General features: G+C 52.5%; 10 protein-coding genes and 2 pseudogenes. 7 read left to right on the top strand and 5 right to left on the bottom strand.

The window, feature by feature from the left end:
- Window positions 1–15: 15 nt before the first annotated feature.
- Both AB1E33_RS23205 and AB1E33_RS23200 read right to left on the bottom strand, forming a co-directional pair.
- Window positions 16–636 carry a phosphoribosyltransferase family protein gene (locus AB1E33_RS23205; RefSeq protein ID WP_372579617.1) on the bottom strand — a complete coding sequence of 207 codons (621 nt, stop codon included), beginning with the start codon at window positions 634–636 and terminating at the stop codon, window positions 16–18.
- 14 nt (window positions 637–650) lie between these two features.
- Window positions 651–1,388: a BtpA/SgcQ family protein gene (locus tag AB1E33_RS23200; protein ID WP_372579616.1), complete on the bottom strand. Its 738-nt coding sequence runs from the start codon at window positions 1,386–1,388 to the stop codon at window positions 651–653.
- Window positions 1,389–1,491: 103 nt separating this feature from the next.
- Here AB1E33_RS23200 and AB1E33_RS23195 point away from each other — a divergent pair, with 103 nt between their 5' ends.
- The 5 genes from AB1E33_RS23195 (at window position 1,492) to AB1E33_RS23175 (ending at window position 8,355) form a co-directional block, all read left to right on the top strand.
- Window positions 1,492–2,409, top strand: coding sequence for a LysR substrate-binding domain-containing protein (locus AB1E33_RS23195; protein WP_372579615.1), 918 nt, complete (start codon window positions 1,492–1,494; stop codon window positions 2,407–2,409).
- A 458-nt stretch (window positions 2,410–2,867) separates the two neighbouring features.
- The gene (locus tag AB1E33_RS23190; RefSeq protein WP_372579614.1) at window positions 2,868–3,803 is read left to right on the top strand and encodes an FAD binding domain-containing protein; all 936 of its coding nucleotides are present in this window, start codon (window positions 2,868–2,870) and stop codon (window positions 3,801–3,803) included.
- Entirely contained in the window at window positions 3,800–4,276 is a 477-nt protein-coding gene (locus AB1E33_RS23185; RefSeq protein WP_372579613.1) for a (2Fe-2S)-binding protein, read from the top strand. The genes AB1E33_RS23190 and AB1E33_RS23185 overlap by 4 nt, the downstream gene beginning before the upstream one ends.
- A gap of 61 nt (window positions 4,277–4,337) precedes the next feature.
- Window positions 4,338–6,704: a xanthine dehydrogenase family protein molybdopterin-binding subunit gene (locus AB1E33_RS23180; protein WP_372579612.1), complete on the top strand. Its 2,367-nt coding sequence runs from the start codon at window positions 4,338–4,340 to the stop codon at window positions 6,702–6,704.
- A gap of 214 nt (window positions 6,705–6,918) precedes the next feature.
- Complete coding sequence (locus tag AB1E33_RS23175; protein ID WP_372579611.1) at window positions 6,919–8,355, top strand: ammonium transporter; 1,437 nt, start codon at window positions 6,919–6,921, stop codon at window positions 8,353–8,355.
- Between the two features lie 212 nt (window positions 8,356–8,567).
- Here AB1E33_RS23175 and AB1E33_RS23170 read toward each other — a convergent pair.
- Window positions 8,568–9,452, bottom strand: a pseudogene (locus tag AB1E33_RS23170) (IS5 family transposase); the annotation flags it as partial.
- A gap of 397 nt (window positions 9,453–9,849) precedes the next feature.
- On the opposite strand from AB1E33_RS23170, the gene AB1E33_RS23165 reads away from it, so the two are divergent.
- A complete protein-coding gene (locus AB1E33_RS23165) occupies window positions 9,850–13,170 on the top strand; it encodes an ATP-binding protein (RefSeq protein ID WP_372579610.1) in 3,321 nt (1,106 codons plus the stop codon).
- A gap of 87 nt (window positions 13,171–13,257) precedes the next feature.
- Here AB1E33_RS23165 and AB1E33_RS23160 read toward each other — a convergent pair.
- A pseudogene (locus AB1E33_RS23160) lies at window positions 13,258–13,607 on the bottom strand (IS6 family transposase); the annotation flags it as partial.
- A gap of 226 nt (window positions 13,608–13,833) precedes the next feature.
- Here AB1E33_RS23160 and AB1E33_RS23155 point away from each other — a divergent pair.
- Window positions 13,834–16,332 (top strand): hypothetical protein, encoded by a 2,499-nt coding sequence (locus tag AB1E33_RS23155; RefSeq protein ID WP_372579608.1) that lies wholly within the window; start codon window positions 13,834–13,836, stop codon window positions 16,330–16,332.
- A 254-nt stretch (window positions 16,333–16,586) separates the two neighbouring features.
- Here AB1E33_RS23155 and AB1E33_RS23150 read toward each other — a convergent pair whose 3' ends face one another.
- The gene (locus AB1E33_RS23150; protein WP_372579607.1) at window positions 16,587–17,513 is read right to left on the bottom strand and encodes a DMT family transporter; all 927 of its coding nucleotides are present in this window, start codon (window positions 17,511–17,513) and stop codon (window positions 16,587–16,589) included.
- Between the last annotated feature and the right edge of the window lie 261 nt (window positions 17,514–17,774).

Raw genomic sequence — 17,774 nt, 5'->3', positions numbered from 1 at the left:
AGTGATGGTCTTAGGTTAGGTGGGAAAGGCCATGGACGGATCGTAGGCCCGGAAACTCTCCAAGAAGTGATTGTTGGCCTCTTCCTGCCACTTGGTGCCGGGTTGAATGGCCGTAACGCACTTGTAATTCTTGCGGTATTCCGCAGTGGCGTCGTTCTCTTCGATCACTACCGCGACCATACCGGCAACAACGCCTTGTTGTTGTTCTACCAGTTGGATGGCTCCGTGCATGGTACCGCCGGTTTCGACCCATTGGTCCACGAGCAGGACACGAGTTCCGGGTCGGAACGCAGGAAGGCGCATTTCCATGTCCTGAGTATTGCCCGAGTAATTGGTCATCGACGATTTGTCAGTGTCTACGCACAGCTTTCCAGCCTTGCGGATTGGCAGAAAGCCCTTGCCGATGCGCGTAGCGATACCAGCGGCCAGCACGAAGCCCATGGCATCCAGGCCAGCGACGACATCGATTTCATCCGGGTCCAGGTCATCGCACAGATCATCAAGAAGATCGTGGTAGGCCTTGCCGTTGATGTAGATAGAAGTTGGATCCAACCAGGCGAATTTTTCGCCCTTCGTGTTGGGGGCCATGATGCTAAAATACCAACGGTCGTCACGGGGTCCTTTGTCGAGTGCCATGTTGGGTTACCTCTCTATCGTTTGGTGATTGTCATGAGTTGCTTAAGGCGAGCGGGATCGATGTTGTAGAAATCGCCCTCAAGGTTGATCCCGGTGGCGACCATGAACAGGTCTACATCGTCGCTATAGTCGTTTGCGTTTTCAGGGGTGACACCCGAGGCAATTCCAAGCGCCGTATCACCGCAGTTTTTTCGGAACGTTTCTATCTTTCCAAGGTCAGTCGCGTGGCCGGTGGCGACACCCGACGTCAGCACCACGTCCATGTGGTTGCAGGCAAGTCGGGCACAGTAGCCGTATTGTGAAGGGTCAACTTCGCGCTGCTTCTTGAAGCAAGTGCCGCCAATGTAGAGGCCTTCCCAGCCGCTTTGCTGACGAATACGATCTATTTCTGTAGCTTCGACCTGGTCGTTCTCGCCTCGGCGCTCGTCAATGCGGGCATCATCTGCCCAGTAACTGTCTACTCGGACACCATCGCGCTGTAGCTCGTCGAGGATCGGAAATGCGGTTTTTCCAGTCACTGCGAGAAAATTTACACCGATCCAATAATCCGGGAACTTGCCTCGGATGGACCTGATAATCGGGACTAATTTTTCCTTTTCAAAATCATGATTGATTAGAAATACGCCCGGACAACCGCAGTCTATTGCGACTTGAACATTTTTCTCGGCTTGGGCCTCGTCAAGCACGTGGATGACCGGCAGAACGACAGGCCCCTTGTTACAAAATTCCGTGTGAAAGTCGCCGCGGTTCATCCTCACTCTCCATTAAGTTGCCGGAATGAGGTGACGTTAGAGCTTGCAATGAGATAAATACAATTTATAGTTATAATAATAAAATAAGAAATGGAAATGTATTGTGTCGACGGTCAACCTTCCAACAGATTTGTTGCGGACGTTCGTAACGGTCATCGACCTAGGCGGCTACACACGGGCCGGCGATGCTCTTGGCCGTACCCAACCAGCAATAAGCCTGCAAATGAATAGGCTGCAGGAATTGTTGGAAACCAAGCTTTTGGAACAGAAGGGCAGGTCGTTGGAGTTGACCGAAGCAGGCAGCGCTCTGGCCGCATTTGCACGTCAGATCCTGCATCTTAATGACGAGGCTGTGGCACGGTTTAAAAGTCCTGAACGACAAGGGGTGCTGAGGATCGGGCTTCCAACAGATTTTGCGGTGTCGAAGTTGCAAGCCACGGTCGCCGCATATGTGGATGAGCACCCGGATGTCGATCTGGAAGTCAGTTGTGGGCTGTCCCTGGCCCTGTTTGATGACCTGCATAAGGGAGAGCTTGATCTGATCATTGCTTTGATTGGCGAAAAGACCCAGCAGTACTTGGTGCGGGTCTGGGAAGATCAGCCGATCTGGGTGGCCAAGAACGACTTCAATCTGAACCCCGACCACGTGGTTCCTATCGTGGGCCACCCCACTGGATGTGAATACCGCAATCGCATGACCGACGCCCTTGGCTCGGTTAATCGCGATTGGCGGTTCGTGTACACCAGCCCGGATGTATCGGGATTGCAATACGCGGTCGGAGCAGGGTTGGGTGTTAGCGCAATGACTTATGCGACGTTAGATGACGAAATGCGAATACTCTGTGAGAGTGAGGGCTTTCCACTTCTGAAGCCGATTCGCATCGGTCTGTTTTATAAACTTCCGAATATGAGTGCCGCCGGGCTCGAACTGTCAAACCGGTTGATAGATTGCCTCGACCGGAACACGGATCAGCATTTCAAAGCTGCCGCTCATCCGTCGCCACGGTCCAGATTCGAATAGGTTGAATCTCTGCCCTTCACACATGGTGCCTCTTTGCAACTGGCTGAATTCTCTCTGAGATTCCTTTGCAGTGACGGCCTCTTGCTAAAAACGCCGAACTTCCTCTTTGGAGCCGATTTTTAAGGAATACATTTATATTCCTTATCAATGCATTTGCTTAATAAATTTTGAAAATGTACCAGCTAGCGCTTACTGTGTGGCAAAGCAAAAGAAGAAGGCTGGCAAGGAGAAGTACAATGAAGATATCGTTTGTCGCCAAGTTGCTCGGGACGCTGCTCTTGCAACCGCACATCAGGATGATCCGGCATACCTCCAGCAGCTATATTTTGGGAGAACCTGAGCCCGAGTCTGGAGCATACACGAATGCTTGGAACGCGGTAAAATCCGCAAACTAACCAAGCGCTGTGCGCGCGGTGTGACGTTCCTCCCCGTCTAGGCGCCGCGCGCAGGAATTTGCATTGGAGAATGGCGGCGTCGTGCCGCTGTCTGCAAAAATTGGTAGGAGAACAGCGTTGACACGCACTTTCAAATATCTTCGACCGAGTAGCGTTGCCGAGGCCATCGAAATGAAGGCCGAACACAAAGATCGCGCACGGTACTGGGCTGGGGGAACCGACCTGATGTTGTTGTTCAAGCGCAAGAAGCTGGACCTCGACTATTGCATTGATCTGAGCCATGTAGGCGAGTTGCGCTTCATCGATGAAACGGATGGCGGCCTGCGTATCGGATCCATGGCCACGCTAGACGATCTGGATCGTGCATCGGGAATGAACTCAGCGACCGATGCACTGGGTGAAACAACCCGATTGATGTGCACCAAACAAACTCGCACGATCGCAACTATGGGCGGCAATATGTGCCATGCTTCGCCTTCGGCGGACCTGTCGCCGCCACTTACGGCACTTGGAGCCATGGCGGTGATTCAGGGTCCAAATGGTGAACGCACGTTGCCGCTTGAGCATTTCCACAAGGGTGTCAACAAGACCGATCTTGGCGAAGGCGAACTGCTGCGCGAGATTGTCGTTCCGAAAATCAGTGACCGGCTGGCAGCCTCCTACAATAGAGTGGCCAGGACGGTTGTAGACATCGCCTTGGTTAGCTCGGCCGTGTGCCTTCGCCTAAACGATGATGGGACGATCGCGAAAGCTGGCGTGGCATTAGGCGCGGTTGCACCCAACGTGATCCGGGTAAGCGGAGCTGAAGGTGTTCTGGTTGGCGCCAGTCTCGAAGAGGCCGCCAACGGCCTAGCCGAAACAGCAGGTTCTCAGTCGGCGGAAGCCGCCAGTGCCATCACAGACATCCGTGCCAGCAAAGAATACCGCACAGACATGACGGCTGTGTTGACGGCCCGCGGAGTCAAGAAATGCGTCGAAAACCTGAAAGGCATGTCATGACCCAGATTCTGAAAGTTAATGGCAAGTCATATCCTGTTGAGATTAAGCCACACAAATCGCTGTCAGATGTTCTGCGTGACGATCTAAACCTGCTGGGCGTCAAGGTTTCGTGCGGCGAGGGCGAATGCGGCTCATGCACGGTCATCATGGATGGCGAACCTGTCACCTCCTGCCTGGTGCTCGGTAGCCAGGCAGTGGACCGCGAGATTACAACGATCGAAGGGATCGGTACACGCGATCATCTCGACCCGGTTCAGGAAGCCTTTATCGAAGAGCAAGGCTTTCAGTGTGGGTTCTGTACGCCAGGTTTCATTCTGGCGGCGAAGAAATTCCTGGAGGAAAATCCAAGCCCGGCCAAGGAAGAGGCTGCTGTTGCCATGAGCGGCAACATCTGCCGCTGCGGCGCTCATCCTTACATCGTGAGCGCTGTGATGAACGCAGCTGAGAAGATTAAAAACCTGAAGAAAACCTAAACCGTGGGGCATCAGAATACCAGCCTACCCGGATAGTCCGGAGTCGACATTGGAGGATAGCATGGGCCAACGACACGTGCCGAAGAAATTCAAAATCGCGGGAAAAGGTATTCCCGTTCTGGACGCCAAGGACAAGGTCACCGGCGAATTGAAATTCGGTGTCGATTACGAGCTACCAAGGATGGTCCACGGCAAAATCATCCGATCCACGGAACCGCATGCGCGAGTCATCAAGATTGATGCCTCCAAGGCGCTGAAACTCCCTGGTGTTCTTGGTGTGGTGACGCATGAAGACGCGCCTGATCTGAACTGGATGGGGGTTTGGGACAATTACCGTGGCAAAATCCTGGATGGAACTGCGCGTTTTGTTGGCGATGACATTGGCGCGATCGCGGCAGTGACTGAGGAAATCGCGGATCAGGCCCTTGACCTGATCGAGGTCGAATACGAAAAACTTCCCGTGGTCCTCGACGTTGAAAAGGCACTGCTCGACGACGCGCCGCAAGTGCGTGAAGAAGGAAACGTGCGCGACGAATATTCAGTTATCTGGGGAGACCTGGATGGTGGAACCGAAGAGGCCGACGAAGTCGTTGAAATCGAGATGCGCTTCAAAGCGCAAAACTACGCGGGTATTGGTCGCAATGCATGCATTTGCGACTGGGAAGGTGACAAGGTCAGCATGTGGACCTCGTCTCAGACTCCTTCAGAACTACAGCAAGGTATTCACCAGGCGTTTGGAATCCCGATGGCGAACGTGCGTGTGGTGGCTCTGCCATCCGGCGCATCCTTCGGTTTGTGGTGGTCCAACAACTTCATGATGGTAACTGCGTTGCTGGCGCGGAAAATCCGTCGCCCGGTCAAGATCGAATTGACCAGCGAAGAATGCATGGCCGCGGTCAAGCGGCGCCACGTTGAGATCACCAAAGGACGCATGGGTGTCAAGAAAGACGGCACACTGACGTTAGCGCATTTCAACCACCTGATGGACAACGGCGCTTATGGTTTCAAGACAGATGTGTATTTCTTCTGCTGTGACTTGTGGGGCGGCGCAAAGAACGGACGTTACGGCGTTCGCGGCGTCAGCACCAATCTGGTCACATCGGGCTGCATGCGCGCAGTTGGCGACATCACGATGGGGCTGGCGGTAGAGCGCGCAGCAGACATGGCCGCCATCGCGATTGACCATGATCCTGTAGAATTCCGGATCAAGAACCAGATAAAGGCGGGCCAATCATTGCGTATGCAAGAGCCGCGACAACACCTGAAAGGCACGTTGACGGAGTATGTCGACGGGCTGACAGATGCCCAGAAAGAGGGCTGGCCGGAAATGTTTCATCTTTCATCAGGAGATACAGAGGCTCTGTTGCGCCAGGGTGCCGAAAAGTTCCGCTGGAAAGAACGCTTCAAAGGCTGGGGCAAACCATCTTCAGTCGAAGGAAGCAAGCGACGCGGTGTCGGCGTCGGAACCGGTGCACATTGCTGCGGCGTTGAATTCGGTGGCAACGTCAGCTCTGTCGTCAGGGTGAACCTGGACGGCTCGATCAACGTCTTCTCCGCCTGCGGGAGGCAGGGTCAAGGCAGCGAAACCACGCTCAGCCAAGTGGCAGCCGAGGAATTCGGTGTGCCGATGGACATGGTCAATATCGAGACTGGTGATACGTCTGCTGTGCCGTTCGCATCCGGGTCGTCAGCATCGACCACCATGTTCAGGGTCGGCTGGGCGACGCGCGAAGCTGCCAAGGATGCGAAGCGCCAGGTGCTCAAGATCGCGTCTCGCGAGTTCTTTGACAACATCGACCCCGAAGAACTGACCATCGATGACGCAATGATCTGCCTGAAACACCGTCCCGAGGATAATCGACGGGTCGCTTTGGAAGAGATGATGAACGAATTGTGCTCTGACAGCCTAGCCCAAACCACTGTCATTACCGGACGCCCGGACACGGCGATGCCGCCGACTATCGCATTTGCCAGACAGTGGGCGGCGCAGTTCTGCGAAGTGGAGGTGGACGTCGAAACAGGGGTGGTCCAGATTGTAGATTACCTGGCTGGCCAAGACAGCGGTACAGTGATGAATCCAAAAGTCCTAAAGAACCAAGTCATTGGCGGCGCTATCTGCGGAGCAGGCTTTGCACTTTACGAAGGCATTGAATTTGATCCGGAAAACGGCCGGGTGCTGAACGATGGCTTGCTTGATTACAAACTGTTGCGTACCGGCGACTTCCCGCCAGATGCAGAAGTGTTCTTCGTCGAAAGTGAAGACCCAGTCGGCCCATTCGGTGCGCGTGGCGCTGGTGAATCGCCGGCGGCGGCAGCAGCACCTGCGATCTGCCAGGCGGTTTACAACGCAATCGGCGTCTGGGTCGATGTTCCAATGACCCCTGAAGCAGTAGTACGGGCACTGAAGGCCAAAGAGCAAGCGGCCTAGCAGACGGGTTGGCGACGGCTTGACTTAGAAAGTTTCCAAGTCGTTGCCAAAGCCTTTTCCAGGGCAAGCTGCAGTTGCCACAAGAAGACGGTTCACAGATGCGGGTGTCTCGTTCGGATTGCTTCCGGGTCGAGCCAATTGGGAGATTTGTGACGAGGAGCGACATTCTGCAAATGAAACAAGAAACTAGCGACTTCGGGAAGGGAGATTAAGAATGGCTGGAGAGCAAGCGACCCAAATATTCACGGATCAAGTCAGCAACGGACAGCTGTTGCAGAACATCATTTATGCGTCAGGCTGCGCAGGTGGACTATTGATCATTGCGGGACTCATCCTGGGTGATGCAGGAGGCATCCGTCGCGGCAACAACTTCAATGCAACCATAGAGAAGCTGGTTGGCTTTTTCTTGAGCTTTGCGGTCTACTATGTGATCGGCTTCGCCATCTGGGTGTCCCAGTACTACATCATGTATCAAGGACCGGACTATCCCGCAGACGTGGCATTCTGGGATGCCATCAATGCCTGGTGGATTGGCGGCGACATGATGAATTCGCTGGCTCAGCATATTGACCCGGCGATTTTTCCCGGTCTGAATACCTTTCAGATCTTCGTTTTCTTCCTGGCTGCATTCACCGGTCTGATAAACCTTCTTCTGCATCTGGCGGTTGGCGAGCGCATGAAGGCTTCAGCCTTTTATGTAACGTGCGTGGTCTCGACGATCGTTTCGGCGATTTTGAGCCAGTGGACATGGGGTTCTGTCGGTTGGTTGACCAATGCCGGATATCACGATTATTTCGGTGCCGGTTTCGTCTATTTGTTCCCTGGCGGGATGGCGATTGTGTTTGCCAAGGCACTGGGTCATCGCCCGGGTATGTTCTCTGAGCACCCAAAGGTACCATCGTATGTTGTTCCAAATCTGGGGCTTGCTACCACGTGTGTTGTAATGGTCTTCGCAGGGATGCCACTGGTTATTATCGCTTGCATGTTCTTCTTCGATCCCGGTGCTCTTGGTGTAAGCATTACAATGGCAGATACGTCCGTCGGAATTGCGCTGAACAACTTTGGTGCAGCTTGGGCAGGCGGTACGCTCTCGGGAGCGCTGATTGCTTACAAAACAAGGAAGTACGCCTACTTGCTGCTTGGCCCGTTTGCGGGGCACATTGCCGGTGCCAGCGGCTTTGACATCTACGTCCCTTGGCAGATGTTTCTTGTCTGTGCAGGAGCACCTTTCGTCGCCTACTTCATTTACGAAGCGACTTTGAAGATGAAAATCGACGAGCACAAACTGATCCCCTTGATGGCAGGGTGTGGCTCATACGGCCTGCTGATGATTGGTGTTCTTCACTCCGGTACTCACCAAGGTGGATTTATCGGCTTGGAAGGAGACTATGCTTTCCAGAACGCCCAAGTTTCTTTGGGTATGCAGGCTCTGGGTGTGGTTATTTCCCTCGGGCTGGGGATCGTTACGGCATTGGTGCTGACGCCAATACTGAAAGCTACGACTGGGCTTCGCGTATCTGAAGAGGATCAGGTTGACGGGGTGGATTTGGTCAAATGGGGTGTGACAAGTGATGTCGTGCCAAATCTTAATCCTTCCAAACCACAGTCCCAGAATGAGATCGTAGGTCGCGTAAAAGAGACAATATCATGACCGTTTTCTAAAATAGAAACTCCGGCTTCGGCCGGAGTTTTTGGCGAAAACAAGGAGTAATATGGCGATGGCGTCGCCACGTCTCCACTGAGAGACGCGCTTTCCCAAAAGTCCTGAACGCTGGGACCTTCTTAAACGGAGGTCACTATGATTGAACGTGGCTGTGTTGCATGGATCATGACTTAGGCGAGTTTACCCCTTACTCCATCACTTCAGATGACGCGCTCATACATCGCACGACCGAGGCCTGTCATGCGGTTGAGCGCCTTTGCCGCTACTTTCGCTTCGGCGATTTGACGGCCAAAATCTCGCGCTTGCAGACGCTCACCGATAACTTGTTTCCATCTGCTAATCTGGGCTTCAACCTGTGATCGCTGGTTGTACCTCGTCTCGGCTTGCCAGTTCATTCTGCCATGTTTAGCGATGGCAGCGACGTGTCGATTGCGTTGTGCATTCTCGCCGCGCACTGCGTTCTTTGGTGGAGGGACAATGATCTCTATTCCAGACCCGAACCTGCTTTCCAGGCAGTCGACCACCCCTTGACCGTCATACGCACCATCCGCAAGAAACCGGCTCACATCGGCATCAATGTCAGTGTGCAATTCTGGCAGCGCTGTTTCGTCGCCTACATGTTCCGTGGTCAGCTTCGAGGCAACAATATCACCAGTTTCCCGGTCGAGCCCGATATGGAGTTTGCGCCATGTTTTGCGGGCCTTCCTGGCGCCGTACTTTTCTTCATGCCAGTTGTCGCCGCCATGCACTTTCAGACCCGTGCTATCCACAATGAGGGTGATTGGTTTACTTGCAGCTCGCCGATTTTCGGCAATCTTTAACCCCTTGCCACGTCGCGACAAGGTCGAGAAATCCGGCACAACGATGTCCACACCCATCAGCCTGGCAACCGACCGCACAAAACCCTGAGTTTGTCGGAGTGGAAGTCGAAAGACGACCCTCAGGGTGAGACAGATCTCGATCGCCAGATCGGAGTAGCGGGACTGACCGCCGCGTGTCTTGCGGCGTGGCGATGCCCACTTCTCCACTACATCTTCAGAAAACCAGATATTCACGTCACCCCGTTGCCGGAGACTTTCGTTGTATTCACAGCAGTTCGTGACCCGGTACTATGCTTTGGGAAACTTGTTGCGACGAGCATCATTGAATTTGTATGGCATCCACAGCAACTCACGGGAGGGAAAGCAACAGAGCTAATCCTGAAGCCCGATCCGTGCAACAAGGTCGGTCTGCAACAAACGGTTACGGCGCCCATGTAGGCATTTAATGTCAGCCCGCCACCGAAGAATTTTCAGTGGCGCATGCCATTAAGAGACGATGAAGTCCTTGACCAAAATTATGGTGGTGTATTTCATTGAGAAAAGAGATCAAGTTTTCCCAAGAAACTAATGGGTGCTTTGAAAGCGAAAATCAAAAAAACGGAGATGCATGCTGGTGGGTTGCAGACGATGGTTCTGGTGCGACGGCAAGCGAAACGATCAAATGTCTGATATTGCGCTCTGGCTAGAGAAACATGACTTATCCAAATATGTTGGAGCCTTTGCTGAGCACGAAATTGAACTCGGTGACCTGACCGAGTTGACTGACGGCGATCTCATTACAATTGGGCTTCCCCTAGGCCCAAGGCGGCGTTTCATGAAAGCTGTTCGAGCCGATGTGGAGGGAAGGCACCGACCTCACAACACTGCATTAGGCCCCGCGATCGTGGCAGAGCGCCGGCAGCTTACTGTAATGTTCATCGATTTGGTTGGATCAACTGAAATATCTCAGCGTGTCGACCCGGAAGATTTAGCTGAAGTTCTTCGGCTTTTCAAAGAAACCTGTGCCGCGTCAGTTGCCGCTTTTGATGGCCACATCGCAAGCTACTATGGCGATGGTATTATGGTCTTTTTCGGGTTTCCGCACGCGCATGAAGATGACCCAGAGCGAGCTATTCGCGCAGGTCTTCGCATTATCAAGGAAATACCAGACATCCGAACTCATGCAAAACTGAATGTCCGAATAGGGATCGCGACTGGATTGGTCGTAGTCGGTGATTTGCGCGGCGAAAAAATGTTTGAGGATGGAACGGCGATGGGCGAGACGCCAAATCTGGCCGCACGGCTGCAGGCAATGGCTGATCCTGGCACACTGATCGTCGCTCCAAGTACTCATCAGTTGGCGGGTCGTACTTTTGAATATGTTCTGCGTGGCGCATTCAAGCTCAAAGGATTTGCTAAAGAAGTTGAAGCCTGGCAAGTGACAGGAGCGCGAGAAACTATCAGCCGCTTCATGCCATTAGATGACGTGTTGCTGAACCCTTTGGTCGGTCGCGCCGGGGAATATGAGACCCTCTATGAGAAGTGGAATCTGGCCATTAGTGGTCGGGGACAGGTCGTTCTGGTGTCGGGTGAGCCTGGAATTGGTAAGTCTCGACTTGTTGAAGAATTGCGACAGAAAATTCCCGGGGTGTCGCACATTCAAGTTCGATATCAGTGTTCTCCCTACCATTACGCGAGTGCGTTCTATCCTGCCATTCGCCAGTTTGAGAATGCCGCAGGCCTTCGTACCGATGATGCAAACGAAGTAAAGCTCAAAAAGATCTCCACCGTTTTGGGCGATCAGTCCGACCACATCTTAAAGTTGGCCGCGTCTCTTCTTTCCGTTCCATTCGAGGAACAATTGGGGCATTTGGATTTGCCGCCGCAGCAACTCATGGATCAGACGCTAGAAATGCTGCTTGGTATTGTGGCTTCACAAGCTGAGAAAAAGCCAGTTCTGCTTTTATTTGAGGACGCACATTGGATTGATCCGACGACTAAGTTGCTGCTGGATCGGATCGCGGACCGGATTCGCGATCTTCCGGTGCTGGTTGTGATGACATTCAGACCCGAGTTTGACCCAGGATGGGTGCTACAATCCAACCTTTCGAAAGTGGTTTTGAAGCAATTGGAATTTCACCAAGTCAAGAACATTATGGACGAAGTTGCCAAAGGCCAGTCGATCTCTGAAGAGATGTATAACGTTGTTGCGGCAAGATCTGACGGTGTGCCACTCTACGTTGAAGAAGTGACGAAAGATTTATTGGAATCCGGAGCTTTGAGCGAAGGAAAGGACGCGCCCTCGATGGGCGGGGCTTCTCCAGCAAGCTCGGTTCCCAGCACGCTACATGATGCTCTAATGGCGAGGCTTGACCGCCTGAGTTCCGCCAAGGAGGTGGCGCAGATTGGAGCGGTGATCGGCCCCCAATTTTCATATCCGTTGATCGCTCAAGTGGCACGGAGTGGTGATAAGGCGTTGCGCGCAGGATTAGAGCTTCTGGTAGACGCAGGCATTGTTACAGTTTCTGAAGAAGAAAATCTTGAAACTTTCAGCTATCGTCACGCCCTTATTCGCGACACAGCCTACAATAGCCTCTTAAAAAGCGAGCGTCGGGTTTTGCACGCTCGTGTAGCGCAAACACTAAAAGAAAAAACAACCCATATTGGCGATGCCAGTCCGGAAATTCTGGCTCACCACTACACAGTGGCAGGAATGAGTGGAGAGGCAATCGACTATCGGTATCTCGCTGGCAAACGCGCAGTCCAGCGGTCAGCTAATATCGAGGCAAACACACAACTGTCCCTGGCGATCGAACAGTTGAGCGAATTGCAGCATAGTATTGAAAGAGACCAGAAAGAAATTGAGGTTCAGGTTCTCAGGGCAGGTGTTCTTCGCTCAACTGCGGGAATAGCCGCCGAAGAAACTGGGACTGTGTACGCAAGAATACGCGAATTATGTGAAGGTGTTGAAGAAACAGAGCATTTGTTCCCGGTTTTGAACGGTTTGTATTCCTTTCATTTGGTGCGCGCTGAGTATGACCTGGCCAGGAATGTTGCGGGCCAATTGCTGAATTTGGCGGATTCAACAAGCGAGACGCAGCATCAGATGGTGGCTCATCGTGCTATGGGTGCAGTGCTGTTCCATATCGGGGAACTGGACCCGGCGTATGAGCATTTGAGTAATGCACTAGGGTTTTACAATCGGAAACGTGATGGGCATCTGGCTTACATTTACGGGTCGGACCACGCGGCTATCACTTCGTGCTTCTTGAGCATGGCAATTTGGATGCGCGGAGCTCCAGACAAAGCACTTGAAGTTCAAAGGCAAGCTGTCGCGGCAGCACGAAAGCTTGAGCATGCCCACAGTATCGCGCAGTCGTTAACCTATCTGTGCATGCTCCATCTACTACGCCGCGAACCCGAGCAAGTAATTGAGGTCGCGGACGAGCTTGAGAAGCTGTCTTCAAAACACTCATTCACCTTCATGTCGTTGACTGCAACCCTTTGGCGAAGCTGGGTGGAAGCCTACGTCTCGCCTGAGCAGGAAACCATCCGAGCATTGCGAGAGGCGTCAGGCGCTTGGTGGACCAGCGGAGCGGGAAACTACAAACCCTTCTTTCTTACATTGATTGCCGAACTCACTTTGAAAACGGGTGATCGGGATAGCGCCTTGCATTTGTTAGCCGATGCTCGCAGGCATCAAAGCCTTACAAATGAAGGGTGGGCGCAAGCAGAGACAGACCGGGTTTACGCTCTGGCAATTGCCGAGAGTGGGTTCGCGGAAGTCGAGTTTCGTAAAGCCTTGAGTACTGCACGACGGCAGCAGGCGACGATGTTCGAACTTCGAACATTGGTGGACTACACTAAGCACTGTAAAAAACATGGACACGTTCCTGTTCCCATTGCCGATCTAAGTTCCGTTTTGAAGACTTTAACTGCGGGAGAGCACACAGTGGACGTGAGCGATGCCTGTGATTTGCTTAATGAGACAACGGTCGGCTAAATTTCATAAGTTCTGATGCTTTGCTCCCCAACCTTGGACCACCGGAAGCTGGATTTTTCCGACTGTTGCTTTGCGCAGCATCCGCTACGCCGCCCGTTTGTCCCGTTTCGGTTGGAGAATTTCGTCCAGCACAACGCCATGCCGATCGACCGCGCGCCAAAGCCGGTATTTGCGACCTGAAATTCTCACGCCTACTTCATCGAGATGCCAAACATCACCTGGACGGTTCTGTATCTGCCGCACGTTTCGAGCGATCGCCGGCCCAAACTTGATGACCCAACGCCGGATAGTTTCGTAAGACGCATCGATCCCGCTCTGCAACAGCATCTATTCAACTTCACGCAGACTCAGATGAAGCGAACGTACAGCCACACCACGTGGGCGATGATCTGAGGAGGAAACCGGTGGCGCTTGTAGTTGATTGACGATGACTTCATTGATGCCACCTACGTCCAATTACGGGCATGAGCAACCGAACGACAGTTAACGTGACAACACCTCCTGACCTTCTGTCCAGAAAGAGTATATTGAAGTAATCCCGAAAACTCTGACCGGTGTGTCCAAACGACTTGGTTCACGCCTTTGCATGTGTATCATGCAAAAGTACAGTTCCGCCGCGCAGAATTACACAGTCCTTGGCGGTACTTCTGCGGAGTGTTGTTCATGCCCGCCATTGATGATCTCTCTTGGCCGGAAGCCTACAAAGAGCTTCTGCCACTGATAGCTGACCGCTGGTCGGTAAAGGGTGAAATCTACTTTCACCGACAGCTAAGTGCAGGCAAGTCTGGCGCTCTTGTCTATATTGTCGACATCACATGCGATGCCTTCAGTGGTCAGGCAATTCTCAAACTTGACGTACTTCCCGATCCGGAATGGCGAGAGAAGACCGAAAACCAAAGACATCTCGAGGCGTTCGAAGCGATACCGGCATTCGGATCCAAGCATCTGGCACGTATTGTCCACTCGCTGGAACACGAAGGAATGATTGCGATACTCTCAACGGTCGTGGCGCAAGGACTGGAATACTCCCTTCCTTGGAACGATTGTAGCTACGAGCTTGCCTTGAATGTCCTACAACGGCTCTCGCGAAGCCTTCTTGACGATTGGAATTCTGACTATCAGATGGCACCAGGTATGTACTCGCCTCGGGAATTGCTTTCCGAGTGGCTCGGCTACAGACTGGATCCTGAGGCAGGTCGAATACACCGATTTCTTTCCGATGATTGCAGTCATGACCTAAACGAGCGTTGCCTTATGTTTGAGGGGCATTGGTACCCAAACCCACTGGCATTTGCTTGCGACGAGAATTTGCCAAGCCGATTGAGTATCCGAGCGGCCAAAGGCCGACTACATGGAGATCTGCACGGCTTCAATGTACTGGTACGATCGCATCAAAGCAGTGATCCCGATTACTATCTGATTGATCTGGCGCTGTACGAAGACAATCAATTCCTGTTTTACGATCACGCTTATTTCGAGTTGGCATACCTGTTGGCGAGACGCGGAAGCTGCGTACCAGCCCAATGGGACGCCATCCTTGATGATCTCGGTCTCTTTCATTCCAAACACCATACACTGGGACTTTGGCAAGACGACGTCGGGATCGTAGAGTTTGTCAGAACTTTGCGACGTGGGGCGATGAGCTGGGTTGAACGCCACGAAAGCCATCGGCTGAGTTTTATGGAGAGCCAATACCTGTTGGCGCGCGTCGCGGTGGGCCTTAACTTCGCAAACAAGCAGATCAGCGTTGGTGCGCGCAGCCACGCATTTTTGTACGCAGCGCACAATCTCAAAGACTATATGACGCTCAACAATGTTGATTGGCCGCGGCACGGACCGGTGTTCCACTTACCGGCAACGCATGAACCTTTATTCGGTTCGCAATCTGAAACCGAAACGCTTGCACCAAAGACAGAGCCACCAGCCGAAAAAGACCGTCTGTTCGATCGAATGGTCACTCAGCTTCCGGCACCACAAAAGCCGGTAATCGCAGTATTGCCATTCGACAAACTCAGTGGACAAAGCGACGACAATGGTTTTGTGGCCGGCATCAACCAAGAACTTGTTACCGAAATTGCAAAAGTGGATTGGCTGTCGGTCGTCTCACCTACTTCGACCAAGCAACTCAAGGATGCTTCTCTATCCGGTGAAGAAATCGCACAGCGCCTCGGGGCACATTATTTAGTAGAAGGCAGTGTGCGCTATGATGACCAGCGCGTTCGGGTCACCGCCCATTTGGTAGATACATCGAATGGGCATGACCTTTGGGCCGATCGCCTGGATCATAAAATCGAGGATGTCTTTTCCTTGCAAGAGGAAATCGCCTCGGCAGTCGTTGGGCACATTGACTGGGAACTGCGGTTCGACTTGAGAGAACAAGCCCGCCTGAAACGTGGTGAGGTCAATGTATGGGATAAGGTTCAAAAAGCTCTTTGGCATCTGTTCAAGTTCACGGATGAAGATTCCCAAAAGGCCAATGAAATTTTATCTAAGACCATAGACATGACGCCGGACTATGCGCTTGCGCACGCTGTCATGGCAAATGCCGAGCTTCGAAAGCTGTTTTTCGTCCAAGTTGATGACCGCAAGGGGGCAAAGGAACGCGCACTCTATCACGCAGAGCGCGCCGTAACCCTTGATGAACATAGTAGTTTTGCGCATGCAAGTCTCGCGCGGGCATATACTCTGTATAACCGTCACGATGCTGCGATCACAGAGGCAGAACTTGCAGTCAGTCTAAACCCAAGCGCTGCGAACGCTCACCTGGTTCTTGGGTATACGCAGCTCGCAAATGGACAGGCAAAACAGGCACTGGCGCATTTTGAGACGGCAACCCGATTTGGACCGTCCGGACCGTACTTCAAGGTTAAATTGTTATCCAAGGCTCTGTGCCTCTATCTCCTTGACAACTTGGAGCAAGCTGAAGCCTGCGCAAGAACAACATTGGAAGGAAGGTCAGTTGGCCCATTCGGGCACTATGTGTTAGCGGTAATTCTGATACGACAACACCGCATAGAAGAGGCAAGACAGATAGTCGGTCAGAGCAAAGAGCTTCACCCCGACATGACATGTTCGCGCGTCCGCTTGGCATTCGAAAACCTTCAGCAAGGTGATCTTGACAGGTTTGTCGGTGATCTTCGGGAAGCCGGTTTGTCAGACTAATCTTCTGATGAATTATTTTCCCAAGACATATTACGGAACCGATCACTCAGGCCGGGCATTGCAACATCGGAACAAATTTCGCTCAACCGACATGACTGGACGTAAATGTTGCTTTCGCGGGAAGTTGATCTGACGACCGACCGCGATCCAAAATGCTTCGTCTTTGTCGGATTTTGTCTTGTGACGAGGCAATCCAATTCGAAGCGCGCGGCCCAAAACGATGTCAAACCCTTTGTTATCTGCAAACGAGTGGATCAATGTGGTGGATGGTCAACGGCATTCGGGCGAAGATGCAGCCTGGTTGCGACCAGAACTCCACCAATGATCAGCACACCGCCGACCCCTTGATAGAACTGAAGGTCGATGCCTTTCAGGGTCACAGCTTCGACCGCAACGAGAACCGGAACGAGATAGGCAAACAAGGAAGCTGTCGAAGCACCAACTACATTTGTACCGAAATTTAGCAAGTGGAGGTAGATGGCCCCCATGCCAACTCCAATGAAGAGAATAGAGCCCCAGACCTGCCAAGAATAGACGAACGGCCGAGATGTACCTGCTTCGAGGAACAACACAAACGGCAACAAAACCGCGATGCCAACGACGAAAATCACGAACAAGCCCTCGTCGGGCTTAGGTTGCATGTTCCATTTTTTAAGAAGAACTAAATAAAGCCCACGGCAGGCGTTGGATGCAATCATCAGCAAGAAGGCGAGATGCGGGTCGAAATTGATTAGGTTTGAGAATTCACCGCGAAATACAAAAACCAGTGCCCCAGCGAGGGCGATCGCAACACCCAGATACTGGACAGACTGCAACCGCTCGCCGATCAATAGTGCCGAAAACAAAATCGTAAGTAAGGGTACACTGGTGTAACCGGCCCCAAGATCTATTAGATCATTTGAACGGAGCGCAGAATAAACAAACCAAGGCGTGGCGACCACGCCAATGCAGGCAAGTGTTGTTAGACGAAGCCAACTGCTCTGGAAGTGTCGGATGAGTTTGTTTTGCCTCTTCATAACAAGAGGCAAAACAAATATTGCCGCGATCAGGCAGCGCCAAAATGTCAGCACAACAGGATCAACCTCATTGACAGCCAGGTTGCCGAACAGGAAGTTCCCCGAGCTGATCAACATCGCAAGCAACAATGCGCCGTAGGCCAAGGCCGGCTTATTAACTGTCATGCCTACACCAGAGCACGACCGGCATTTGAATCAAAGCACCTATCGATGCGGCATTGGGGAGTGTGAAATTCGCTCGAAATATATTTAGATGCTGTATTTTGAAGAATGGCTCGCGCCCGACGGATGGAAGGGTGGAGGTCAGAACCCATGTGAGAAAATAATTACGCGGGATCAAGTGTGCGCGACGATGTCTCGCTCGAGTTCAGATCTTTCCGATACGTCCGCTTTCAGTAGTCGCTCAACTGCTTTCCTTCATTGCAG

Source organism: Ruegeria hyattellae, from assembly GCF_041537925.1.
Lineage (GTDB): Bacteria > Pseudomonadota > Alphaproteobacteria > Rhodobacterales > Rhodobacteraceae > Ruegeria_C.
This window is presented reverse-complemented; position numbering and strand designations above follow the sequence as displayed.